This window comes from Aerococcus sp. HMSC10H05, assembly GCF_001806975.1.
Classification (GTDB): Bacteria; Bacillota; Bacilli; order Lactobacillales; family Aerococcaceae; genus Aerococcus; species Aerococcus viridans_B.
Window position 1 is genome coordinate 54,912 of the sequence record NZ_KV786984.1, and the last position, 24,508, is coordinate 79,419.

The 24,508-nt window shown below is 36.6% G+C and carries 21 protein-coding genes; 6 read left to right on the forward strand and 15 right to left on the reverse strand.

Features of this window, described 5'->3' with window-relative positions:
- Positions 1–35: 35 nt before the first annotated feature.
- The 3 genes from HMPREF3116_RS05130 to HMPREF3116_RS05140 form a co-directional block, all read right to left on the reverse strand.
- The gene (locus HMPREF3116_RS05130; protein ID WP_070468120.1) at positions 36–869 is read right to left on the reverse strand and encodes a DUF975 family protein; all 834 of its coding nucleotides are present in this window, start codon (positions 867–869) and stop codon (positions 36–38) included.
- A gap of 158 nt (positions 870–1,027) precedes the next feature.
- The gene (locus HMPREF3116_RS05135) at positions 1,028–1,726 is read right to left on the reverse strand and encodes a zinc metallopeptidase (protein ID WP_070468121.1); all 699 of its coding nucleotides are present in this window, start codon (positions 1,724–1,726) and stop codon (positions 1,028–1,030) included.
- Between the two features lie 62 nt (positions 1,727–1,788).
- A complete protein-coding gene (locus HMPREF3116_RS05140) occupies positions 1,789–2,790 on the reverse strand; it encodes an alpha/beta hydrolase (protein ID WP_070468122.1) in 1,002 nt (333 codons plus the stop codon).
- A gap of 286 nt (positions 2,791–3,076) precedes the next feature.
- Here HMPREF3116_RS05140 and HMPREF3116_RS05145 point away from each other — a divergent pair, with 286 nt between their 5' ends.
- Both HMPREF3116_RS05145 and HMPREF3116_RS05150 read left to right on the forward strand, forming a co-directional pair.
- Positions 3,077–3,694, forward strand: a complete 618-nt coding sequence (locus tag HMPREF3116_RS05145; protein ID WP_070468123.1) for a YkyA family protein — start codon at positions 3,077–3,079, stop codon at positions 3,692–3,694.
- 26 nt (positions 3,695–3,720) lie between these two features.
- Positions 3,721–5,073: a putative glycoside hydrolase gene (locus tag HMPREF3116_RS05150; RefSeq protein ID WP_070468124.1), complete on the forward strand. Its 1,353-nt coding sequence runs from the start codon at positions 3,721–3,723 to the stop codon at positions 5,071–5,073.
- Between the two features lie 106 nt (positions 5,074–5,179).
- Here HMPREF3116_RS05150 and HMPREF3116_RS05155 read toward each other — a convergent pair whose 3' ends face one another.
- Both HMPREF3116_RS05155 and HMPREF3116_RS05160 read right to left on the reverse strand, forming a co-directional pair.
- Entirely contained in the window at positions 5,180–6,355 is a 1,176-nt protein-coding gene (locus HMPREF3116_RS05155) for a pyridoxal phosphate-dependent aminotransferase (RefSeq protein ID WP_070468125.1), read from the reverse strand.
- On the reverse strand, positions 6,352–6,846 hold the full coding sequence (locus HMPREF3116_RS05160; protein WP_070468126.1) for an Lrp/AsnC family transcriptional regulator: 495 nt from the start codon (positions 6,844–6,846) through the stop codon (positions 6,352–6,354). Before HMPREF3116_RS05160 ends, HMPREF3116_RS05155 begins: the two co-directional genes overlap by 4 nt.
- 334 nt (positions 6,847–7,180) lie before the next feature.
- Between HMPREF3116_RS05160 and HMPREF3116_RS05165 the strand changes: the two genes are divergently transcribed.
- Together HMPREF3116_RS05165 and HMPREF3116_RS05170 are read left to right on the forward strand one after the other, a co-directional pair.
- The gene (locus HMPREF3116_RS05165; RefSeq protein WP_070468127.1) at positions 7,181–8,161 is read left to right on the forward strand and encodes a DUF1002 domain-containing protein; all 981 of its coding nucleotides are present in this window, start codon (positions 7,181–7,183) and stop codon (positions 8,159–8,161) included.
- A 157-nt stretch (positions 8,162–8,318) separates the two neighbouring features.
- Positions 8,319–9,023 carry a VIT1/CCC1 transporter family protein gene (locus HMPREF3116_RS05170; protein WP_070468128.1) on the forward strand — a complete coding sequence of 235 codons (705 nt, stop codon included), beginning with the start codon at positions 8,319–8,321 and terminating at the stop codon, positions 9,021–9,023.
- A gap of 203 nt (positions 9,024–9,226) precedes the next feature.
- Here HMPREF3116_RS05170 and HMPREF3116_RS05175 read toward each other — a convergent pair whose 3' ends face one another.
- From HMPREF3116_RS05175 to rlmH, 3 genes are all read right to left on the reverse strand, one after another.
- Entirely contained in the window at positions 9,227–10,720 is a 1,494-nt protein-coding gene (locus tag HMPREF3116_RS05175) for a carbon starvation CstA family protein (RefSeq protein WP_070468129.1), read from the reverse strand.
- Positions 10,721–11,077: 357 nt separating this feature from the next.
- A complete protein-coding gene (gene gloB / locus HMPREF3116_RS05180) occupies positions 11,078–11,785 on the reverse strand; it encodes a hydroxyacylglutathione hydrolase (RefSeq protein WP_070468130.1) in 708 nt (235 codons plus the stop codon).
- 117 nt (positions 11,786–11,902) lie between these two features.
- Entirely contained in the window at positions 11,903–12,382 is a 480-nt protein-coding gene (gene rlmH, locus HMPREF3116_RS05185) for a 23S rRNA (pseudouridine(1915)-N(3))-methyltransferase RlmH (protein WP_070468131.1), read from the reverse strand.
- Between the two features lie 155 nt (positions 12,383–12,537).
- On the opposite strand from rlmH, the gene HMPREF3116_RS05190 reads away from it, so the two are divergent.
- On the forward strand, positions 12,538–13,950 hold the full coding sequence (locus HMPREF3116_RS05190; protein ID WP_246819052.1) for a TrkH family potassium uptake protein: 1,413 nt from the start codon (positions 12,538–12,540) through the stop codon (positions 13,948–13,950).
- Positions 13,951–13,960: 10 nt separating this feature from the next.
- The gene (locus tag HMPREF3116_RS05195; protein ID WP_070468132.1) at positions 13,961–14,635 is read left to right on the forward strand and encodes a potassium channel family protein; all 675 of its coding nucleotides are present in this window, start codon (positions 13,961–13,963) and stop codon (positions 14,633–14,635) included.
- Between the two features lie 581 nt (positions 14,636–15,216).
- On the opposite strand, the gene HMPREF3116_RS05200 is transcribed toward HMPREF3116_RS05195, so the two are convergent.
- The 7 genes from HMPREF3116_RS05200 to yycF form a co-directional block, all read right to left on the reverse strand.
- A complete protein-coding gene (locus tag HMPREF3116_RS05200) occupies positions 15,217–16,569 on the reverse strand; it encodes a S1C family serine protease (protein ID WP_070468133.1) in 1,353 nt (450 codons plus the stop codon).
- Between the two features lie 111 nt (positions 16,570–16,680).
- A complete protein-coding gene (locus tag HMPREF3116_RS05205; RefSeq protein WP_070468134.1) occupies positions 16,681–17,496 on the reverse strand; it encodes an MBL fold metallo-hydrolase in 816 nt (271 codons plus the stop codon).
- 36 nt (positions 17,497–17,532) lie between these two features.
- On the reverse strand, positions 17,533–19,314 hold the full coding sequence (locus HMPREF3116_RS05210; RefSeq protein ID WP_070468135.1) for a DUF2207 family protein: 1,782 nt from the start codon (positions 19,312–19,314) through the stop codon (positions 17,533–17,535).
- Between the two features lie 18 nt (positions 19,315–19,332).
- Positions 19,333–20,154, reverse strand: a complete 822-nt coding sequence (gene yycI, locus HMPREF3116_RS05215) for a two-component system regulatory protein YycI (protein WP_070468136.1) — start codon at positions 20,152–20,154, stop codon at positions 19,333–19,335.
- A gap of 2 nt (positions 20,155–20,156) precedes the next feature.
- A complete protein-coding gene (locus tag HMPREF3116_RS05220) occupies positions 20,157–21,722 on the reverse strand; it encodes a hypothetical protein (RefSeq protein WP_070468137.1) in 1,566 nt (521 codons plus the stop codon).
- Positions 21,709–23,604: a cell wall metabolism sensor histidine kinase WalK gene (gene walK, locus HMPREF3116_RS05225; protein ID WP_070468138.1), complete on the reverse strand. Its 1,896-nt coding sequence runs from the start codon at positions 23,602–23,604 to the stop codon at positions 21,709–21,711. The genes HMPREF3116_RS05220 and walK overlap by 14 nt, the downstream gene beginning before the upstream one ends.
- Before the next feature lie 9 nt (positions 23,605–23,613).
- Positions 23,614–24,330: a response regulator YycF gene (gene yycF / locus HMPREF3116_RS05230; RefSeq protein WP_070468139.1), complete on the reverse strand. Its 717-nt coding sequence runs from the start codon at positions 24,328–24,330 to the stop codon at positions 23,614–23,616.
- Positions 24,331–24,508: the final 178 nt, after the last annotated feature.

Genomic DNA, 24,508 nt, shown 5'->3' on the forward strand with positions numbered 1-24,508 from the left:
GGTTCCTTTCTTGGCGTCGACGCTCACACCCTGTTTTAAAAGTCGTTCCAGTTTTTGTCGTCTGTATACTGGTCTTCTATGAAACGGTATTTTCTTTTGAAGATGGATGGTTTTCCTTTTCGTGTAAAGTCCCGGTGACTTGGTCGGGTTGTTTTCACCTTAGTTTGATGATCAGCTGCTAGTTCATCTTCTTCAACAATAACTTCTTTGGCTCGATATTGTCTAGCGCGTTTATGGTTCAATACTTTTTCTGGATAGCCTTTTTCGTCTAATGTTTCTTCATAGAAGTTGATCAAAGCGAGGCTGTGGTATGGTTTAACATAGAAATAAGCCAAGCCTAATGTGAATGGTATCAGTAAATACCAGCCGATGAACCGTAAGTTTAACCAGATAAACCGCCATTTTCGCCCTCTCATCATCCGGCGACTTTCCGTAATGGCTTCTCTAGCTGTCAAAATTGGGAAGTCGATAATGAGATAATCTGTCATTGCATAACCCACTCCCTTATAAATCGCTGGTAAGAAGAATAATAATGACCACATGAATACATAAAAACCACGAAGGATATGTGACCAAGTAAATTTTATTGCGTCCCGTATAATTGGTTCTACAATATCACGGTGAATGCGGACTGGTCGTTGATTATTTTTCACCATTAATGAACGGAGATATGCCATATCTGCCCCAGCCATAAAAATGATTGTGCCAAGCCAAATGAAGATACTAATTGGAAAAAGGACAAAAGATATTGCTGTTGGTATGGTACTCATTATCCAAACAATAGCCCAATAAATAATCGTAAAAATAACAAACCAACCTGTATGCTGGTTGAGCATTTCTTTCGCCTGTTCTTTTAAATTTCTTCTCAACCATGGTCACCCCCTCTTTACTTCTACTTCATCTAATAACGATATATTATCAAAAATTTACTTTTCGTCATCCACCCTAGGACCTATTTCACACAAATAAATAACCTTGAACACAATTGTACTCAAGGTTGACTGCTTATCATTATAGCGTGTAACGATTAATCGCGAGAGCGATCGCCAAATAAAATCAATACACGTAATAGTGACAATGCACCTGCAATTGCAGAAGCTACATAGGTCATAGCAGCAGCTTTTAAAGTCTTACGCGCATATGGTAACTCACTAGCTGTTAATACATGACCTTCTTCCATGATTTGTAAAGCCCGTTTCGATGCATCAAACTCTACTGGTAAGGTCACTAATTGGAATAGTAAGGTTAGTGAGAACAACATAATACCAATATTGATAAGGGTTTGGTTAAAACCAGCAATTGCACCAAGAATTAAAATTGGCCAAGATAGTGTAGAACCAATATTCACTACGGGTACAATTTTTTGACGTAATGTCATCATAAAGTACCCTTTGGCATCTTGGACAGCATGGCCACATTCATGGGCAGCAACGCCAATCGCTGCGATAGATGTTGAATTCGCTGTAGCATCCGAAAGACGTAATACTTTATTACTAGGATCATAATGGTCAGTTAAGTTACCAGAAATACGTTCAACACGTACGTTAGTAATCCCTGAATATTGTAGGATGTATTCAGCAACTTGAGTTCCTGTCATCCCTTTTTCAGTGGTGTATTTACTATATTTATTAAATGTCCGGTTGACGTTAGCACTTGCGATTGACGCAATCACAGCACCAATAATAATGAGAATATAAGTCCAGTCAAACATCATGGGAAAATACATCAAATCACTCCTTTTCTAATATTATAACAGCTTAGCGCACCTTAACCAATGCAGATGCTAAGCTATGGATTCATTATTTGTTGATAGATGATATCGATAACTTCCTGACGCTCTGGTATGTTATTCAAATAAAATTCATGATGCATATAATCAAACTGATAGTAGTTACTCTCATGGTTGTGTGCACGTAACCGGCGGTGTAGCCACTTACCATCATAAGCATGACTATCATCCGAACCATTAATAAAATCCACTATTGGTAACGGTTCTATCGGCATCTTAGCATAATTTAAAGCGGGGTTTCTTTCCTGCCAAATTGTTTTTAATGCATTTACCTTTGTAGCATCAAATTGTACATCATCTGGATGAATATGGACATCTTCAAAAGTAGTGTTTAACCAAGGAGATAATAACATAACCCGTTTTATCGGATACCCTATTTGATCCATTCGATCAGCAACTAACAATGCTGGTATTGCGCCTGTATCTGACGCTAAAAAGTAAACGTTTTGAAGGGACCGTCCCATTTTTTTAGCAAGCTCTTCTATCAACATAGTAATCCGTCCAGCTTCACTCGCTAAATCATAGTTGGCAAATGAACGGAGTAATGGAATAGATACGTTAGCCTCATCTTGAAATTCTTGGTTTATTTTTTGGACAAAATACCACTCACGCTCTTGTAGTGTATGGATGCCACTACCACCATGAAAATAAATTATCCAGGGTTGGTCTTTATCACTAGCTTGTGGGTCTGGAGCCGTATTTTCTTTAGTCATGTCAATCATGACCCCCTGTTGTCCACGATGGATTTTTGAAGAATGATCTCGTGTGATGAAGAATAAGTTTTCGTGGTTGATACTTCGCTTAGCTAAATCTGCTGTTGCTTGCTGTTTCCTATTTTTAGGCGTGAATCGCTCAGCTTCTCGCTTAATGCGCATACCATCTTGAATCACTTTACTCCGCACCGAACGTTCTTGACTCATAGCGTGATAAATATAGCCTACACCTGTTGCAGCTGCTGCGAGGCCTAATCGCCAAAGTCGCTGCTGGTCTTTCTTGCTCATGATCGTATACTCCCCCTTGATTATTTGTCCATAACATTTTCACTCTTTCTAACATTATATTATATCTAAACCTTATACTTAAAATAGAGACTAAAGTCTTAATTTATGAAAACTAAATTTTAGCAAGTGTGTGAGTATATACTAAAAATTAGATTAATTTCTTGAGAAATCTAGGCTAGTCTCGTATCATTAAAGATACGTTATACTTTATTAATTATTCTTGGGATGCTATATTCAGTGTCCATCAACCGTTAGTATTAAAAAAAATAGAATAAGGAGATAGATAATGGTATTGAAGAAATTATCCATTCTTGCAATTGTTACTGTAAGTATTGGGGCTTTATCAGCTTGTACAGCTTCACCTGACCAAGTAGTTTCAAAATCTGCGACTGATGCACAATCTATGATGACTCAATTATCAGCTATTCAAACACAAGAAGATACATTACAAGAGGCTTTTGAAACAGATTTAGCGGCTGATGAAAGTTTAGCTAATTTAACTGATTCTGGAACTGGTGCTACTCGAGAAAACCTACAAACCCGACAAGATGATTTTGAAGAATTATCTTCAATTTTTGAAGATTTCCAAAAACAAGTTGAACGTCTCAATGGATTTGATGAAACTGATTTTACTGGTGCAGAAGATTTCGCAAACTTCGACCAATCACGTCAATTAGCTTCAAATGTTAACAGTCAAATGGGTGCTTATATTGAACATTATCAAAAAGTTTTAGAACTAGAAGATAATTACTACAACTCTTTAGCGGCTGAAGATAGCGACTTAGATTCTTTTTCTAAAGGTTTGGGTGAAATAAATAGCCAATTTGAGCAATCTCAAGCTGCGTTGAGTGATATTTTGCCTGACTTAACAAGCTTAGCTGAGCAAACAAATCAAGCACAATAACATTTAATAGAACGGAGGCCAAAACCTTGAATGATCAACAATCAAATTCAAATAATCACTCAACTTTAGACCCGAAAAATGAAGAACCTAAATTCAATTGGAAACTAGTCTTAGGATTACTGACAGCCATTGTATTAGGTTTAGCCTTAATTTTTGGCATCAGAACTGAATGGTTTGGTTTAGCTGATGAAAATCAGCAAGCCCAAACTACAAGTAACGAAAGTACTGAAGAAAGTGCAACAAGTAGTGAGGACAATAATACTCAAGATCAAAAAATTGCTACTGATAAGACTGCCCTATTAGACCAACCCAAAAACTTACCTTCAAAGTTCAGCTATGATTCGGGTTATCATATCGCTTATCCAGAAGATGGGGTAAAAGGGATCTATCTATCAGCAGACGGTGCCACTAATCCAGAGTTACTCCAAGAAAATATCGCCTTAATTGATGAAACCAACTTAAATTCAGTCGTTTTAGATGTAAAGGATGATTATGGTAATATCACAATGGACTTACCTTCAGAAAGTGATGTCTTAAGTAACAATGAGACAAATGCGATCGATAACGAGCGTATGATGCAAACTTTTGAAGATAAACAAATTTATCCAATTGCACGTATCACGACATTCAAAGACACAAACTTAGCGACCGCCGATTCCTCTCGTACCTTCCTCACAGAATCTGGTGAAGTTTGGACGAATGACGGTGGTGATGCCTTCTTAAATCCATACAATAAAGATAACTGGGCATACTTAGTTGAAGTAGCTAAATCAGCTGCACGTGCTGGATATAAAGATATCCAATTTGACTATGTTCGTTTTCCTGAAGGTTTTGAGACCTTTGGTGAAACATTGACTTATGACATGGGCGACTACGCTGAATATGGTAAAGCTTCAACTGAGGCACGTCAAATGGTCATTGCTGACTTCCTTGCGTATGCTCGCGAAGAGCTTAAACCATATGATGTGAATGTTTCTGCAGATATTTTTGGTTATGTTACTGATGTTGTCGCTACACCTGGTATCGGGCAAAACTATAATATGATGGCAGAAAATGTCGATGTAATTTCATCAATGATTTACCCTTCTCACTGGGGACCAGGCTATTTTGGTTTAGATTATCCTGATTTATATCCGTATGAGGTCGTTCAAGCCTACATGGAAAAAGAAAATGCTTTAAACGCTGAACTAGATGATGCACCGGTTTCTAGACCATGGTTACAAGACTTCACCGCTTCTTATTTAGCGGATGGTACTTATACCGAGTACGGCACTGCTGAAGTACAAGAACAAATTGACGCTGTAATTGAAAGTGGCACAAATGAATACTTGTTATGGGACGCCTCTAACGCCTATACAAGAGGTGTGGATTATAAATAGTCATTAAAAAATCTCGATATCGTTTGGTATCGAGATTTTTCATTTCTATTATTTTTGAATAACCGCTGTATGCAAACAGGCTATCTGATGTTCAACATTATCTTTCCTAAGATGCTTTATTCCTTAAGTCTGTGATAAATTCTTCTATTTTATCCATTGCAATCGTTAGTTCTTTAATTGAATAAGCATAAGAGATACGTAGGAATCCTTCGCCACCTTCACCGAATGCAGAACCTGGTACAACGGCCAATTTCTTCGCATCCAATAAAGCTAATGCAAACGCCTCACTCGTCATACCGAACTCACGAATATCTGGGAAAGTATAAAATGCCCCTCGCGGTACAAAGCAAGGTAAACCCATATCACGGAATCGTCCCATCAAGAAGTTACGTCTTTTTAGATAGTCTTTGCGCATCGCTTCCACATCATCGTCACATTCTTCCAAAGCAACCACTGATGCATATTGTGACACTGTTGGTGCTGCCATAATGGTGAATTGATGGATTTTCAACATTTGTGATATTAATAGTTCTGGGCCACATAGGTAACCGATTCGCCAACCTGTCATTGAAAAAGCCTTAGCAAATCCATTAATATAGATTGTTCGCTCTTTCATGTCTTCAAATGATGCGATGGAAGTATATTTATCTTTGGCATACCAGATTTCAGAATAAATTTCATCAGTTAAGACATATAAATCATATTTTTTGATGACATCAGCTAATTTTTCCAATTCTTCTCTGGTTGCCGCTGCACCTGTTGGGTTATTTGGATAATTTAAGATGATAGCCTTTGTCTTATCAGTAATATGCGCTTCAATATTTTCCGTTTGTAAAATAAAGTCATGTTCGCTAGGTAGCTTAATTGGAACTGGAATCCCACCAGCAAGCGCTACAGATGGTGCGTAAGATACATATGAGGGATCCATACACAAAACTTCATCACCTGGGTTAATTAAAGCACGACAAGCTAAGTCAATCGCTTCAGATCCTCCTACAGTGACAATTACTTCATTATCAGGATCGTATTTCAAATCATACTTACGGTCTAAATATGTTGAAATTGCTCGACGTAATTCAATTAAACCTGCATTAGCCGTATAGTAAGTTTTACCTCTTCTGATGGCTCTAATTGCTTCTTCACGAATTGACCAAGGTGTTGGAAAGTCAGGTTCCCCTACACCAAGCGAAATCACATCTTCGATTTCATTGGCAATGTCGAAAAAACGTCGGATACCAGAGGGGGCCATATCAATTACGGTTTTATTTTGAGATTTTGTCATTGTGAGATCACCATTCGTCCGCCATCTTCTTTGATCTCCTTATAAACAACCCCTTGTTCTTTATAGCGGTTCATGACAATATGGGTTGTGGTTGCGCTCACTTCGTCAATTGCAGCTAATTTTGAGATAAATTTTGAGATATCTACCATCGTTAACCGTTTCGTTAATAATAGGAAATCATAGGTCCCCGACATCAAATATAGAGATTCTACTTGGTCATATTGGTAAATCGTTTCTGCAATATCTTGATAAGATACACCATGGTGTAAGTCTACATTTACTTCTACCATTGCTGATAACAAATTATCATCCGCAACATCCCAGTTAATCATTGTATGATAACCAGCGATCACATTTTCTTTTTCATAAGCCGCAATTTGTGCGACTACTTCTTCTTCGCTAGCTTCAATCATATTCGCAATCGTCTTAGGTGCTAAACGCGCATCCTGGGCTAAGATAGCTAACATTTCTTTTTTCTGCTCGATGTTCATTTTTATCCCTCCAAAGCGACATCAGTGTAGTTTTAAGCATACTTTTAAACTTAAAATTTGTCACTTAATTTGAATATTTTTAATAAAAAATTTTGATTTGTATTTGTCATTTATATGTGTATGTTTACTTGGTACAACAGTTATGAGGAACCGTTCATAACCAATAAAGACATCTTCATACCGTATTCGCTAAACTGCTACACTCACGGTCTTAAACAATTTTTATATCCTTATTAACTGTTTTCTAAAACCCTTTCTATTATAAAATGATACAATGAAGTCACCGACAACTACGACCTTCATGGTTTTAATCAGTCTGTAGGAGGAATTTACAATGGAAAAGTTTACAAAACGAATTTTATTTACGAGTGGTCTTTTAGCTTTAGGTCTTGCCATAGCTGCACCGAATAAATTAGCAGATAAAGTGGCTATTGATCCGATGTTCACTTATGGTGAAACTTTAAATAATAGTCAATATACAGAAACAAAAGAATTATTAGGTGTTGAAGATGGTGCAACTGAGATTGAGGTAGCCGTTGATGAATTAAACAATTTATTACAAGATAGTTACCCATATAATCAAGTCTATTCTTCAGCATACATTACACCGGCTGATAATAATGGTGGTGTATCTGTCGAGATTGAGACACCAGATACTATTACAGATATTACTGAAGCGCAATACGAAAATGCAGCGATTACTGCTGGTGCAGTGGATGTAGACATCAAAGTAGCTTCTGCTGTTAAAGTAGATGGTTCAGGTGCCTTAGCAGGTGTATATAAAGCCTTTGAAGATGCTGGTTATGCTTTAGATGATAACGCACGCCAGGTAGCACAAGATGAGTTAGCCGTTACTTCCTCTATTACCCAAGAAAATGCAGATAATAAGGGCTATTCTGATAGTGACATGAATGCGGCGATTGCTGACATAAAAGCACAAGTTGCAGATCTGAAAGAACAAAATGGTGGCTCAATTTCTGTTGATGAAATTACCGTTATCGTGAATAATGTGGTGAATAACTATAACTTGGACGGTGTTATTTCTCAAGATAATATCCAAGCGATTATTGATCAAATGAAAAACTTCTCTAATCTAGAGTTAAGTGAAGAACAAAAGACACAATTATCTAACCTAGCAAGCTCATTGTCTGATGCAGCAAGTAATGTGGCTGCTTCTGCTTCTTCAGCAATTGAAAATGCAGATACTGACCAATTACAAGAAGATGCTGTAGGTATTTGGGACCGTATCTTATCCATTATTGATAACATCTTTGGTACTCACTTCTCAAATAACAAAGAAAACAATAACGAATAGCCCACATAAGAAAACTATATTGTCTCCAAAACTATTTTTTATCAACAAAAAGTAGTCTTGGAGTCTTTTTTATGAAGTGATTGCTATGCTTACACCATATGATATAGACTAAAAGCTTCCCTAAAGCCTATAATAGCTATACAAGGGAGGGATTGTAATGGTCAAAGCGAATCCATTCAATTTTCGTATGAACAGGGATTATGTGAAAAGTATGGTCTATGGTGGTTTAGATGGCATTATCACAACTTTTGCAGTAGTTGCCGGCGTGACTGGTGGGTCTTTAGACTTTCAGATCGTTATCGTTTTAGGCTTCTCGAATTTATTAGCGGATGGTCTTTCAATGGCTGTTGGTGATTACTTATCTTCTAAGTCAGAAAATGAATTTATTATGAAAGAGATTGAACAACACCAATCTAATTTCAAATATGATTTTCAATCTGAGCTAAACGATTTTAAAAAATATTATATAGATAAAGGTCTTACAGAAACAGATGCTTCACTTATTTCAGAAACGTTAGCTAAATATCCAGAAGTCATCAAAGAAGAACGTATAAACATGATCTTTGGTACTGCAGAAACAGAAGCACATCCTATCTATAATGCTTTAATTACCTTCTGCTCATTTATTGTGTATGGGTTTATTCCCTTAATTGCCTATGTCTTTGCTTCATTTTCACCATTTCTGATGGAAAATACTTTTGTCGTTGCAGGTGTTTTAACTGGACTTACGCTATTTATTTTAGGCGCAATCAAATCAAAGTTAACTTTAACAAACTGGGTCCGGACTGGTATGGAAATGTTATTAGTAGGCGGTGCAGCTGCATTAATCGCTTATATGATAGGTTTTATGCTGGGTAGTTAGTATGCTTTAAATAGCGATCATACTTTACCACTGTAAATGCTACAACATGTTTTCTCAATATACTTTGATATCAAAGTAAATGGATACATATAAAAAGCCGAGCAATCTATATAGGATACCCTATACAGATTGCTCGGCTTTATTAGGCTCATTGACAGCGTTTCATTTTTATGTGTCAATTTGTCACCGTTGAAATTAGCCTATTAGCTACTTTTTTCAACCAATTCAGGATATAATTGGTGAATTTGTAATTGGTCATTAATCAGTTTTGAACTTGGGTCAAGGGCTTCTTTCTGCTTAACACCTTGGATCCAATATACTGCAAGTAAGATCAGTGTAATGGCTGCCCCGCCCCAGTAGGACAAGTTACTTAGCCCTAAGTTAAAGCCAATTGGTTCACTTAATAAGTAAACGATAACGGCGTATAACATAAAGACACCTGGTATTAGTGTGACGAAGTAATTTCTACCTTTTAAGAATAAGTAACGTGTGGTTACCAATAAAGCTAATACCGCTGTAACTTGGTTGGCCCAGTTAAAGTAACGCCACAAGATATTAAAGTCCACGAAAGTTAAGAAGAATGAAATCACGTAAATTGGAATAGTGATTGTCATTACCTTTGGTAGTGTATCTTGTTTCATATGAACATAGTCTGCAATGATAATACGTAATGAACGGAAAGCAGATAAACCAGATGATAACGGCAGTACGATAACTCCAATAATCGCTAAAGTCCCAAATACTGGTCCTAACAGTTCTAATGACACAGCATTAACAACTGCTGAAGCTGTTCCGGCATCGATCATACCTGATAAAGTTTCTCCGTCGAATAGCGCTAATGAAGCAGCTACCCAAATCATCGCGATAACCCCTTCAGCAATCATCATACCGTAGAATGTGAAACGTCCTTCACGTTCATTTTCCATTGTACGAGATACCATTGGTGCTTGAGTCGCATGGAATCCTGACATCGCACCACAAGAAATAGTGAAGAAGATACCTGGGAAGATAGCCAACCCTTTCGGATGGAAGTTAGCCATAGTAGCTGAAGACAACTCAACCATTGAGTGATCTCCAAAGATTAATGTTAAACCAATCGCTACTGTTGAAATAATTAATACTGCACCAAACCACGGATAAACTTTCCCCATTGCTTTGTCGATAGGTAAAACAGTTGAAATGATGTAGTATATAAAAATAGCAATGATAATAATAATTAAAGCAACATTACCCGGCAATAAGCTTTGAATAAGCGCTGCTGGTGATGAAACAAATACAGTACCTACTAATAATAATAGTAAACAAGCAAATAAGTTTACGACATGCATCGTACCTTTATTGATATATTTACCTGCTAATGCTGGTAATTGTGCCCCATTATTTCTAAGAGATACCATCCCTAACATATAATCATGTACTGCACCAGCAAAAATACAGCCAAGAACAATCCATAAATAAGCGACCGGCCCATATAAAGCACCCATGATTGGACCAAATACGGGGCCTGTACCAGCGATATTTAATAATTCAATAATAGCGTTTTTCCATCTTGGCATAGGCACAAAGTCCATACCATCCTGTAAAACTTCCGCTGGCGTCGTCCGTTCTGGACTTGGCTCAAAATTTTTATCGATATAGCGGCCATAGGTGAAGTAACCGACAATTAAAGCGATAACACCCAATATAAATGTCCACATACAAATTTCCTCCCCTTGTTAATAATGTAAGCGTTTATGCACCTATATTATCGCCCTTTTGGAAGCTATAAGTCAATTTTACTTGCACTTAAAGCTAATGACTTTATCAATGCCCGTACATATCTTTAGATAAATATTAGAGAAAAAGTGATCCAAAGCTTGATATGGAACCATTTATATTAAATGTTTTCATTTTTAATTATTGCGGTCTCATTATCCTATTAACTAAAAAAATCACAAATCGATACAAATATGTATTTACAGTCGATTCAAATACATATTTGCTTTGAAACTAAAAAAGGAATAGTGATCTATCCACTACTCCTCTACTTTAATATCTTATGATGGATGCATATTTTAAAATTGATCACGTTGATCTCTTAACGCCTTAAAAGTGGTCACGTCTTCTGCTTGCATAAAAATATTGATGATTTTTTCTCTACCAATAGTCGAAGGATAGGTTGGGTGGTTGGCGTCATTTAAAATTTCTACTTGCCCTAAAGCTTCAGAAATGACCTTATTTTCAGGGAAAACTGTATGTGCAAATTTTAAATTCGTTAAGGTATACTCATGTCCTGAAAAGACAGCAATATCATCATCTAAATGACTAAATGTTTCTAAGGCTTCAAATGCTGCTTGGTAGTCACCCGTGAATACTCGACCACATCCGGCTGAAAACATTGCATCACCGGCAAATAGAAATTGATTATCGACAATATAGGCTAAGTGACCAGCCGTATGCCCCGCTGCAAGTAAGGCCGTTACCGTATGGCCTAAAATATCTATCTGGCTACCATCTTCTAGAATAATCATATCGTCAAAACCCGGTACCTCACTTGGTCCATAAATTTTAGTTTCTGGGTAGGCCTGGATAATTTCCGCTACACCACCAATATGATCGTCATGTTTATGTGTTAATAAAATAGCCATTTGGCTTGGTCTTTCTACTTCTATGTAAGCTAAAACGTCCGCTGCTTCACCTGGATCCACAATCACAAGACTGTCTGTATCTTCAATCATCCAAATATAATTATCTGCTAATGCATGTATTGGGAAAATATTCATAGGTAAACTCCTCTCTACGCCTTATGTACTTCACTTCATCCATATGAAAAGTGGTCTTTCTCTTGCATCTTAACATATCATGCATACTCATAGCTATTTATCCTACCAAAACAGGTTTTATTTATGATAAGGTTCGTTATGTTGTATTCTAAAAGCCCGGTAAATTTGTTCTGTTAAGACCAGGCGCATCAATTGATGGGGTAAGGTCATCTTACCGAAAGAAATCGCTTGATTCGCTCGTTTATTGACGGCTTCACTTGTACCTAAGGATCCGCCAATTACAAAAACTAAAGTTGATTTCCCTCGAGTCATTTGACTTTGCATTGATTTTGCTAATTCTGGTGAAGATAGCATTTGCCCGTTAATCGCTAGTAGATAAACATAATCATCAGGTTTTATTTTACTCAAAATACGTTCGCCTTCCGCATTCTTTACCATTTCATCTTCCGTTTCACTAGCATTTTCTTTTGTTGGTTCATCCTTCACTTCAATAATTTCAAACTTGGTATAGCGAAAAAGGCGCTTACTATACTCTTCAATCCCTTGTTTTAGGTACTTTTCTTTCAATTTACCAACTGAGATAATTTTAATTAACATGCAAAAATAACTCCTATCATGCAAATATTACGTTATTCACTTTTTTATTTCTTATTCTACTAGATTTTTCTGCTAAAGTGTTTATAATTAATCGTATTTGAAAAATGAATCTTTAAATTTCTTAAAAGCTTCAAGCTTTAAGGGAGGCTATTAAATTGAATTTAATTCATCGTGCGCTGCGCTTTTTTATAAAACCAGTAAGTCAATTATCTAGCGCTAAAAAAATTGCTTTATCTTTTGCTGTCGTCATCTTTGTGGGTTCGCTACTACTGAGTCTACCAATCAGCCAAGTGCCCACATCAGATGCCACATACTTTGACCATCTATTTATTGCTGTTTCTGCTGTCTGTGTGACAGGTTTATGGGTTGAATCCATTTTTGATACCTATAATATATTGGGACAAATTGTGATGATGCTACTCATCCAAATTGGTGGTTTAGGTTTGATGACATTCATTTCGCTCATTTATTTTAGAATTGGCCAAAATGTCCGTATGCGTGACCAAGTTGCCGTTTCCGGTGCTTTAAACAACAGTTCTCTTAATGATATTTCCAATTGGCTGGGTAAAATTTTCCGATATACTTTTATTATTGAAGGTATTGGTGCTTTAGTCTTTGCGACTTATTTTATTCCTGAATATGGGATAGGTCACGGTACTTTTCTAAGTATTTTTATGGCGGTATCTGCTTTTTGTAACGCTGGGTTTGACCCACTTAGCAATTCGTCAATGATCGCCTTACAAACACAGCCCGTAATTAACTGGTGTATTATTGCTTTAATTATTTTAGGTGGTATTGGTTTCTCAGTATGGTTTGATGTCACCAATCAATTTAAAAACTTTGACCGATCTAGACCTAAATTTGCCTTAAAAAATGCAATTCGTCATTTACAGCCACATACTAAATTGGCATTAAAAATGACATTCCTAATTATTACGCTTGGGACTTTGTTATTCCTAGCCTTCGAGTGGCACAATACCGGCACAATTGGAGAGATGAGTATTGGTAACAAGGTCATGACTGCTGTTTTCCAAACGGTTACGATGCGTACCGCTGGATTCGCTTCTATTGATTATACTTTAGCTCACCCTGTGAGTATATTGATCTTCGTTGTCACCATGTTTATTGGTGGTAGTCCTGGTGGTACCGCCGGTGGTTTAAAAACAACCACATTTGCTTTAGTACTAATGTTAGCTATTGCAGAAATTAGACAAAAAGAATATATCAACTTTGACAAACATACAATTCCGGCAAAACTGTTACGTCAAGCTTTCGTGATTTTCTTACTATATACTACTATATTGATTATCAGTTCTGGTTTAATCTTAACTTTTGATCCAAAAGTCGATTTCTTATATATTCTATTTGAATCTATTTCCGCTTTTGCAACCGTTGGGGTGACAGCTAATTTAACCCCTACGCTTTCACTGGCTAGTCAAATCATTTTAATGGCCTTAATGTTTATGGGGCGGATTGGTCCAATGACGATGTTCCTTTCTTTATTACCAAGTAAACAAGATAAAAATCGTGATATTAAATACACAAGCACAAATATTTTAATAGGATAGGTGTTATCAAATGGGAAAAATAAATTTAGTAGGTATTTTAGGTTTAGGTATTTTTGGTTCTACAATCGCTAAAGAATTATCTGAAAGCGGTGTTGAAATCATTGCCTGTGACCTAGATGAAAAAAATGTTGACCGTTTAGATGGTTACTTAACAGTTGGTTCAGTTGGAGACTTCACTGATATAGATTATATGCGTAACCTTGGTTTTGCCCAATGTGATGCGATTGTGATTTCTACAGGTACCAATCTTGAAGCTTCAGTATTAGGTGTGATTAATGCAAAAGAATTAGGGATCAACAATATCATCTGTAAAGTTAAAAATAAAACAAATCGTAAGGTTTTAGAAGCATTAGGCGTAAATACACTTGTACAACCAGAAAAAGAATCTGGTGTACAAATTGCGCGCCGTATGATTCATAATACCATTGAAGAAATTATTAACCTAGATGACAACACATCTTTAGTAGAATTCCGTGCACCAGAAGAATGGGTGGGTAAATCACTCACTTCATTAAATACACGGCAACGCTACGACATCAATATCATTGGCATCCGCAAACGTCGTCGCGAAGCATTAACCACGACCTTCCCGGCTGACTATATCATCCAAGCTGATGACATTTATGTTGCTATTGCGAACACTGACAAATTTGAAAAAGCTGATTACTTACATGAAATTCGTTAATAGTCCTTATGCAGCAATGAGGTTGAGACAAATGTATCTCAGCCTCTTTTTGCTATATAAGCGCATTTATAATCGGGTTTCAAAAGTCAGCATTGCCTGATACTTCCCAAAATGCGCCCATAACATTTCGTTATAGTCGCATGTTAGTCCAGTACGGTAATTGTAAGCGACTTTTGTCTCATCTTCTTTTTCCATCATTCATTGATCTAATATTGATAACTATCCACATTTTCAACAAGCATTAGCACTGATTTATCGGCATTTTTCAATTAAATACAACCTATCCCCACACTTATCCCCACTATCCACAGAAAGTTTCACAATTCACAAAGCTTATATCACAATGTTTTAACTGGTTTCAACTTTTTATACACATATGCACCATTTTATCCACATATATGTGGATAAAGATTGGGGATAAGTTGACAAAGCGCCAAGCTTGCCCCCCTCGAAAAATTAAATGGTCCTTTCCACTTGATTCAAGTGATACCTTCGAAAAAAGCTCAACCGACATTCAATAATGGTTGAGCTTTATTGATATTATTTAAGATTCTGCTTAATTGAAGAATAGATTCTCTCCATTACGCTGCGGACCCCTTGTCTTGTGGTTGTAACTGTACAGTCGCTGTTTTTAATTCACCATTGCGGTAGAAGGAAACTTCTACACTTGCGTCCGATTTTTGTTGGTACAAGGCTTGACGTAATGATGCTGAATCTGTCACAGGTTCTCCCGAAAATTCTACAATGACATCGTCAGCTTGTAGGCCAGCTGCTTCCGCCGCCGATCCTGTTGATACTTCTGCAACATACACACCACCATCAACATCATCAGGTAATTGTAACTTTTGTGATTGATAATCTAGTGATACTCGGTTAAGGTCAACCATAGATACACCTAATTCCGGACGAACAATTTCACCATTGGCTTCAAGTTCACTAATGATTGTTTGCACCTCAGCTGCTGGGATGGCAAAGCCCATACCTTCTACTTGATCACTAGAAACTTTCATCGAGTTAATCCCAATAACTTGTCCAGCTGCATTTAACAATGCACCACCAGAGTTACCTGGATTAATAGCAGCATCCGTTTGAAGCACATTTGCAACCCAGTCAGATGTGCCATCACCATCTATATCAACAGGTACCGAACGGTCTAAACCTGAGATAATTCCTTGTGTCACAGTTGTTGCGTATTCAGAACCTAATGGCGAGCCGATTGCAATAGCAGGTTCCCCTACCTTTAGGCTTTCAGAGTCGCCAAATTCTGCAACAGTAGTCACTACGTCTGAAGAAATTTTTAATACCGCTAAGTCTGTCCAAGGGTCAGAACCGACCACTTCAGCCTCAACTTGGGTGCCATCTGACATAATAATGTTGATTGCATCCGCACCATCAATCACATGATTATTGGTGACAACGTAAGCAGAATCACCATCAACTTTATAGACAACACCAGATCCCTCTGAAGACGTTTCTAGCTCTGTAGCATCCGTTGCAGACGATTCTTGGGTTGGTGAAGTAAAGCCAAATAGGTCATATGTAGAAACGGATTCTGTCATGTTGACAACAGAGACCACTGAATCTTGTACATTCGCTACTGTTTCAGAAACGTCTGTAGTTACATCAAGTGAAGTCGATTGAACAGAAGATGTTGTATTGGCTGCTTGTGCACTAGAAACTGCCTCATCTACAATTGATTGCACTTCTTCTGTTGAAATCTGATCTTCTGTATCGTTGGCAGAAGTCACAGCATAGCCCACACCAGAAATTAATACAGCAGCAACTGCGCCCCCTATTAAACCTGATTGCAAGGCCGTTAATTTATGCGCCTTCTTTTCAGGTCTATGTGGTTCATTTGGATTTTTAATTGGTTCATCATGGTTGTCCACTGATGACTGGTCTTTTAAGTTATTTGGATCATTTGACTGAGACATTTGCTCATCTCCCTTGATTTATATTTTAGACTCTTAATACCTTGAGTATAATCAGAATATTTGAATTGTTTATGACTTTTTACAGATAAAATGCTAAATATTTATAAAAATTTATAGTGTATACAAGCTAGTTGGCTTGTCAGGATCAGTATCATATACCTCAAACTGATCATTTACCCCCATATCTGCCTGCATCATCTTGGATACGCAAGTTTGGTGGGCAATAGTTTTCAGATTATTTTCTTTTGATAGGTGACCAAGATAAATACGTTTTGTTCTATCTCCAACCATATCAATCATCGCTTGTGCACCAGCATCATTAGATAAATGTCCTTCATCACCAAGGATACGTTGTTTTAATGACCAAGGGTAAGCCCCCATACGTAACATATCTAAGTCATGATTTGATTCAATCAGATAACCATCTGAATTCTTTAATAATCCTACCAATCGATCACTCACGTAACCTGTATCCGTTAAAATCGTAAACTGGCGGTTATCCTTTTGAAAGGCATAAAATTGCGGTTCAGCAGCATCATGGCTCACACCGTACGATATAATATCTACATCCCCTAAAGTAAGTATATCACCTTGTTCCATGACATGTTGTTTTTCTACGGGAATAACCCCAACTTTACTACCAATTGCTTGCCATGTCGCCTCATTAGCGTAGACATTTAAATCATACTTACGCGCTAGAACACCCATCCCCTTAATATGGTCTGAGTGTTCATGTGTAATAAATAAACTATCAATCTCATTGATATCACGATTTATGCCGGCTAACAATTCTTTTATCTTTTTCCCACTAAATCCTGCATCTACTAAAATTTTTCGTTTAGGGGTTTCTATATAAGTAGCGTTTCCACTAGAGCTACTGCCGAGCATGGAAACACGCATTGTGAAATCATTATCTGCAGTCTCCATGATTGCCTCCTTCTAGATTAAAATACTGTTTTATTTCTATTCAACTATTTCGTCATCCAAAACTTCTTTAGCTTGTGGTTGCCACTTCAATTTGGATAATTGTAAGTGATCAATCGCTTGCGCCGACCCTAATAATGGTAAACGAACGATTTGTGTTTGATGGTCAAGAGCTTTAGCTAATTTGACATTGCTACCTGCTACCCATGCATACAAGTATTGTTGGTCCAACCATTCTTTTGAGTGTTGAGTCCAAGCATCTGGATTGCTGACTTGGCTAAAGATTCCTTTTAAATAGCCTTGCCACTGCTTGAATAAAGATACACCTTTTTCACTACGCATTGGTAAGACATTTCTTTGTAAAAGAGCCACCAAAGCTACGCTAGCTACTAATAATAGCGATGCCCACATGTTAAATTCTTGCAGTTGCAATTGCCAATAAATGACGAATCCTGTTCCAAATAACCATGCTACCATATAAAGGGTAAGAATAACCATATATACTTGATTCATTTTACTATAAACACCATCTTTGGTTAATGGTTGTTTAGCACTTTGATCAATCTTACGAACTAATTTACGCCCAAAGCGAGACAACATCGCTACTTTTCTAGTTGATTGATTAAATATTAATTCATTTAAAGATACGACATCTTGGACTGACGATTGCTTATCTTTGATTGCTGTTAATAGTAATTGTTCAGCCGGTCCATGCACTTCCTGCCCTATGATAGAAACTTGAATATCCGCTAACTGACCTCGTTTATTCACTTCAAAGTGAGCAGCCAATACCTTTGCTTCAATTAATGCTAACACTAATAATACGATTTTTTGATTATCCGTATAGTGTTTACCCATTAATCTGGCAACTGTTTGTGGTCCGTATCCATTTGGCTTACTCGCAACAAAACCTTTCTTAAGTGGTACTGCAATCACAATTTGACGTTTTTTTACATATAAATAAATTGTATAAATAAAGATAAGTACAAATAAACTAGCTGATACAGCCCAAATTTGCAGCTTTTGACGTTTTTGTAAACTGATCACTGCTTCTTGGCTTGCTTGCATCGCCTCAATAGTAGATTTCCCTTCAGAATCAGCCCCAACTTTTTGGTTATTCATTAGTATTGAAACAGGCATGTACATTTGAATAGTTACTGTTTCATCAGCTTTCAAATCATCCACTGTTAATGTAAATGATTTTCTATCGTTCGCCCACTGCATGTTTGTTTTACCAGGTCCTGAAATAATGACATCGCTTTGGTCTTCAGGTACAGCTTGAGGAAAATTCACCGTCATCGTTACATGATCAACATCATAAGGTAGCGCTAAGAAGCTACTTTTTAAGATTGACCACTCAGAATAATTTGTCCACGCATCAGTAATCTCCGTTGCCACTCTTGTCACATGCGGTGCATCGGTTACAGTATTAAAAATTTGGATGTCCACTGCTTGATTTTCTTTATTTGAAACAGTATAAGTGCCCACTTCTTTAGAGTCACTTTGAACAAAGGTGAAATAGGCATCAGCACTCACACTCTTCATATCGACTGATAGACTTGCTAATTTACTCATATCTGTAAGCGCAATTCGGTGGTTAAATTCCTCAACCGTCCCCTTGATATTAAATCCAATCGTTTCCTCTTGTTGCATGACACCGTCTGCTTGAACATTTATTGTGGATGAATAATCATTTACTGTTACATCAGCTTGTACATCATTCACTTGCCCCGATAAAATAAATACTGCTATTAAACTAGCTATAATAACAATGAAATATTGCCAATATTTACTGGCGTTTTCTTGATAATTTTGAAACATTAATCGTCCTCTTTCCAATTACGGGGTCAAAATCGCCCCATTAATACCATCTACAAATACACGTTGAGTGGTACCTTCGTTTGTTAGAATCATCAAAGTCCACACAGGATGGTAAAGGGTTATTTCATCAAGCACTAAGGTTTCACGGTAAGCCAAAAATGAACGCAGAATAATAGACTCATCTGGAATACTATTATTCAAAAAGGCATTCTCTAAAGCTTGTTTTTCACTAATTACAGTACGTTCTACACCTTGAGTTGCAGTTTCTCCAGTAATCGTTTGATCATAGGCATAAACAGCATAATCATCATTCACTTGAAAAATAATTTCTCCATTTCCATCTGCAATTACTGCTCCCGAAGCCGTTTCTTGCATATAAGTAACTTTACCAGCTGACTTATCATAACTGATAAAGCGATATTGACTACCTTGATATACTTCATTATGAATAAACTGATTTAAACTTGATAAGGCACTATCTGAAAGTTCACCTGACGGGGTCTCGGAAGTCACGCCTTCTAATTGAATAGGTGTATTGATTTGTGCCAGAATTTGGTTAGTTTTTACTTCAATACTTTGTGTATCTTCAGTCATTTCAGAAACAGTTTCCTCATTTAAACTCATATTCAATGCTCTCACAAACGGTATCCGTAAGATTTCATCTGAAATGTCATCGTATTGAATATGCTTTGCTTTGAATTCTGTTACAATATCTATCGACTGATTTTCAATTGCTTGACTTGGTGTTCCAACATACTTATTGATAAAAATATTTAAAAGAAACACATCTAGAATTAGGAAAGCTAGAATAAAAATGATCTCTACTTTTCTAAAATTCATTTCTAGTTCCCCTCCCCATCATCATTACTATCAGACAGTGGTGGATTTAAAGCTTGTGAATATTCAGTTTCCACCTCATCTGAAGAAAGTGACTCCGAAACATTTTCATCTAATTGTGTTTTTATTTCTTCCTCACTCACTTGTTGTCCAAGATCTTCAAAGTAAACAGATAAATCTACAGGATCCCCAGACGCTGTATAACTGGTTTTTAGAGAAGGGTATTGATCCATATCAATTAAATCTTCCAACATAAACCATTTATTGCCAATTTGTACGTGCCATGACGGGACTAATTCAACTAAACGGTTCGTTTCAGGATTTTGTACCCAACGATAACCTAATATTAATTCAGAAATATCTTCATTCGAGTAACCGGCATTATTTAATAAATCTAATGCATCCACGCCACTCATCACAGTATATGATTCAGATAAGTCTGTTACTTGCGTTTGAATAGCTAATGCTGACATATAAATATTCTGAATTGTATTACCTGCCATAACAAACTGTGTTTTAGACACATAGTTATTCCCAAATACAGGAAGTGAGTTAATGTACTTACGGTAAGTCACCATTTTATTCTCTTCACCTCTAGATTCTACATATAACCATGAGGTTTGATCAGCGAGAATTTCTGCCATAGCCAAAGAAGCTACTTCTATCTGTTGATTTAAAGTTGTTTCCTCAACTTCAGCATTTTCTTGTAATAAGGATACTTCGAAAGTTTCCATATTAATCGTTAACTGTCGTCCTTCTGTATAGTAACGAGAAATATTATTCATTGAATAATCATGAATTTCTTCAGGCCTTTCGAAAAAGTGATTCAAGAAATAATTTGTCGGTTGTCGCTCTTGTAAATAGGTTAACCGATCAATTTCTTCTGCTTCTTTTGTCACATAAGCTAATCCATTAGCCAATGTAACGGGCTCTACTGGTGACATTTGGTCCTCATAAGAAGCTAAATAATTATCGATACGCGTCATCACATCATTGATATTATCTAATATCGTTAAGGAATAAGCAGTATTTGTGCTTTCATTCATCAAATAAACTTCATTAGTATCCAGAATATACACATAAGAAGTAACCGTCATTTCTTGGACTTCTTGTGGTAATCTATTGACATCCGCAATTAATAAATGAATTGGCGTTTCATTGATTAACTTGTCTTCGACATATGCTTGTGTTTGTACATAATTTCGAATATTATAAACGGAATCTTCCTCAACACTCTTTTCATAATCAAAGTCCGCAGCTACATGCTTTAATTCTTTGATAGCAGACATATTGTTAATGCTTAAATACTCGTCTGCGCCGTCGTGTAATATGAGGGTTTGAGAAGCAGTATTTTCAACTGCTTCTTTAGCATTTTTATCGGTTGTTTCGTTAGAAATAGCCATATTATTTATTTCCGTAGTTGTTTCACCACTTCGCTCTTGATCTTGTTGACTAAACCAAGCATTTAAAGTACTAGGTCCATATAGATTACTTACAGAGGCTGCAACTGATACAAGCCCAAGTAGGATCAGCATCGCATGAAGGACCCAATTCCACTTATTCTTCTTCATCGGCCCACTCATCCTCCTCTGCCCAATCATCACTATCAAACTCTTCAAATGGAAGAGAGATAAAGAAGGTAGTTCCTTTATTTTCAATAGAATTTACCCAAATTGTTCCATTATGTAATTCAATTTCCTCTTTAGCAATAGATAACCCTAATCCACTACCTCCTTGCGCCCGTGACCGAGCTTTATCCACTCGGTAGAAACGATCAAATAGATGTGGAATCGATTCTTGAGGAATTCCTAGTCCTTGGTCTTGGATACTTAAAACAAGTTGATTATGTGTAGACATTAAGCGTACATAAATTGTCCCGCCATCCGGTGAATACTTAATCGCGTTGTTCATAATATTATCAATAACTTGGATTAATTTATCTTGGTCAATTTCTACCCAGACCTCTTCTTCCATTAATTCCCGTTTAATAATGTAATTTTTGCCTTCATAATCTTCAGATTGAAGCATCATATCAAAGCGGTCTAGAATATGGTTCACTAAATCTTTGAAGATAATGAGTTCGCGGTTGATTACTTGTTGTTTTGCATCCAGTCTTGATAAGTGTAATAAATCTGAAATCATGCGAATCATGCGATCTGTTTCAGTCTGAATAACATTTAAGAATTCGACAGCAACTTTTTCATCTTTAATAGCACCATCAACTAATGCCTCACTATATGAACGGACACTCGTTAAAGGCGTACGTAATTCATGTGATATATTCGATACGAATTGTTTGCGATCACGTTCGATTTTTTCGTGTTCAGTAATATCCGTTAACACCCAAACAAGTCCCGAAATAAATCCAGACTCACGTTGAATAACGGAATATTCTGCACGTATAATCGTTTCCCCTTCATCATTTGCATAATTTAGTAGAATGGCATCGTGTTGATCAAATAATTCTCTAAATGAAAACCGGTCGGATAAGTCAAGTGCTTCAATAATAGACTCTCCAATGACTTCTTCTTGCGTTTTATTCAAAATACTCAATGATCGGTCGTTGATAATCGTAATTTTCCCACGTCGATCAGTAGCAATAACCCCATCTGTCATATGGCGCAGAACAGAGTCTAACCGTTGTCTTTCTGCCTCAGTTAAATCTTGAGCATCTCCTACGCGAACAGACAGATAATTAATAGATTCTGCTAATTGCCCAATTTCGTCTTCTGAATTGATATCTAATGTAGTTGAATAATTACCTTCTGCGATCTGTTTCGTTTGATCACGCATTTTTTGTAGAGGGTTTATGATTTGACTGGAAATCAATATAGCTAAACCAGTTGTAAAGACAAGTGAAATACCGGATGCAACTAAGAATAGAAACGTAATATTTTGAATCTGATTATAAATGGTCTCTAGATTTGCAGTCACATTTAAAATACCAATCATGGCGCCAGAAGAAGCCGTAGAAAAAATTGGCGTCACAAATTTTTTTATGCGAATTTCTTGATTTGATTCATAACCAGAAGTTTCACTTCTGATACCTGTGTATAAGGTTTCTTCAATATCTTCATCCACAGTTCTTTGCCCAATATACGCTTGTGATGTAGGATTTGACGTTGCAAGTAAAAATCCATTACTATCGAATAATTGAATTTCTAATACACTATCATTATTAAATCGTCGCAAGATTGAATTCACTTGCGATTCTTTTTCCTCCTCCTTCAAATCTTCATCTTCCATCACCGTTTGTATATTATCAATGATAAAAGTTGTCTGACTATTTACTTGATCATCAAACGAAGTTAACATCTCCGTTTCTAGTGAACGAATAAAATACGCTCCGACAATTTGGAGCGAAATCAATAGCGTTAATATAAAAATTACGGGAATTTTAAAGTGTATTGATTTGAAAAAAGGTATCCCAGTTTTCTTCCTTATGCTTGGCATGACTGACCTCTATTCTTGGGTTGGAATTTTAAGGAAATAACCAACGCCTCGTCTTGTAATTAAAATTTTTGGATGACTTGGATTTTCTTCAATTTTTTCTCGTAAACGTCTTACCGTCACATCCACTGTTCGAACGTCACCAAAGTAATCATATCCCCATACCGTTTGAAGCAAATGTTCTCTAGTCATTACTTGGTTAATGTGTTGAGAAAGATAATGCAGTAACTCAAACTCACGATGGGTTAACTCAACATCTTGCCCATTTTTTGAGGCGATATACTCATCTTCGTGAATAAGTAAATCACCAATTTCAATAATATTGTCTTTTGCAGCATCCTCATCAGTAGCCACTGGTTCAGCAACTACCGCTGTACGACGGATATTCGCTTTTACACGAGCTGTTAATTCACGGTTAGAAAACGGTTTAGTAACGTAATCGTCTGCTCCTAATTCAAGCCCTAATACTTTATCAATTTCACTATCTTTAGCAGTTAACATAATAATGGGCACCTGACTATCTTTACGAATTTGCCGACACACCTCTAAACCGTCAATTTTCGGTAACATTAAATCCAGTACTACTAAGTCAGGCTGGAATGACTCGAATTTTTCTAAAGCTTGTTCACCGTCATAGGCGGTATCAATTTCATATCCTTCATTTTTTAGATTGAAAGATATAATATCTGAGATTGGTTTTTCATCATCAACAATTAATATTTTTTTCATTAATTTGCGCTCCTTAATTGTGAACATCTAATCTTGGAAAATAGCTAGCATTAATCACCTTATTTTAACACCTTTAGGTGAAATTGCCAATAACGCCCATTGGAAGGGGTTTCAACCCTTTTGTATTATTTTTAATTTTAAATTATTTGGCTCTACAATATATAGGACTGATGACTAA

Excerpts from the sequence above, each read along its gene's own strand:
- HMPREF3116_RS05155 (WP_070468125.1), bottom strand. The coding sequence starts at position 6,355 with ATGACAAAATCTCAAAATAAAACCGTAATTGATATGGCCCCCTCTGGT.
- HMPREF3116_RS05195 (WP_070468132.1), top strand. The coding sequence starts at position 13,961 with ATGGGAAAAATAAATTTAGTAGGTATTTTAGGTTTAGGTATTTTTGGT.
- yycF (WP_070468139.1), bottom strand. The coding sequence starts at position 24,330 with ATGAAAAAAATATTAATTGTTGATGATGAAAAACCAATCTCAGATATT.
- HMPREF3116_RS05165 (WP_070468127.1), top strand. The coding sequence starts at position 7,181 with ATGGAAAAGTTTACAAAACGAATTTTATTTACGAGTGGTCTTTTAGCT.
- HMPREF3116_RS05160 (WP_070468126.1), bottom strand. The coding sequence starts at position 6,846 with ATGAACATCGAGCAGAAAAAAGAAATGTTAGCTATCTTAGCCCAGGAT.
- HMPREF3116_RS05205 (WP_070468134.1), bottom strand. The coding sequence starts at position 17,496 with ATGGAGACTGCAGATAATGATTTCACAATGCGTGTTTCCATGCTCGGC.
- HMPREF3116_RS05170 (WP_070468128.1), top strand. The coding sequence starts at position 8,319 with ATGGTCAAAGCGAATCCATTCAATTTTCGTATGAACAGGGATTATGTG.
- yycI (WP_070468136.1), bottom strand. The coding sequence starts at position 20,154 with ATGAATTTTAGAAAAGTAGAGATCATTTTTATTCTAGCTTTCCTAATT.
- HMPREF3116_RS05145 (WP_070468123.1), top strand. The coding sequence starts at position 3,077 with ATGGTATTGAAGAAATTATCCATTCTTGCAATTGTTACTGTAAGTATT.
- HMPREF3116_RS05135 (WP_070468121.1), bottom strand. The coding sequence starts at position 1,726 with ATGTATTTTCCCATGATGTTTGACTGGACTTATATTCTCATTATTATT.
- HMPREF3116_RS05140 (WP_070468122.1), bottom strand. The coding sequence starts at position 2,790 with ATGAGCAAGAAAGACCAGCAGCGACTTTGGCGATTAGGCCTCGCAGCA.
- HMPREF3116_RS05220 (WP_070468137.1), bottom strand. The coding sequence starts at position 21,722 with ATGAAGAAGAATAAGTGGAATTGGGTCCTTCATGCGATGCTGATCCTA.
- rlmH (WP_070468131.1), bottom strand. The coding sequence starts at position 12,382 with ATGTTAATTAAAATTATCTCAGTTGGTAAATTGAAAGAAAAGTACCTA.
- HMPREF3116_RS05175 (WP_070468129.1), bottom strand. The coding sequence starts at position 10,720 with ATGTGGACATTTATATTGGGTGTTATCGCTTTAATTGTCGGTTACTTC.
- HMPREF3116_RS05200 (WP_070468133.1), bottom strand. The coding sequence starts at position 16,569 with ATGTCTCAGTCAAATGATCCAAATAACTTAAAAGACCAGTCATCAGTG.
- walK (WP_070468138.1), bottom strand. The coding sequence starts at position 23,604 with ATGCCAAGCATAAGGAAGAAAACTGGGATACCTTTTTTCAAATCAATA.
- gloB (WP_070468130.1), bottom strand. The coding sequence starts at position 11,785 with ATGAATATTTTCCCAATACATGCATTAGCAGATAATTATATTTGGATG.
- HMPREF3116_RS05210 (WP_070468135.1), bottom strand. The coding sequence starts at position 19,314 with ATGTTTCAAAATTATCAAGAAAACGCCAGTAAATATTGGCAATATTTC.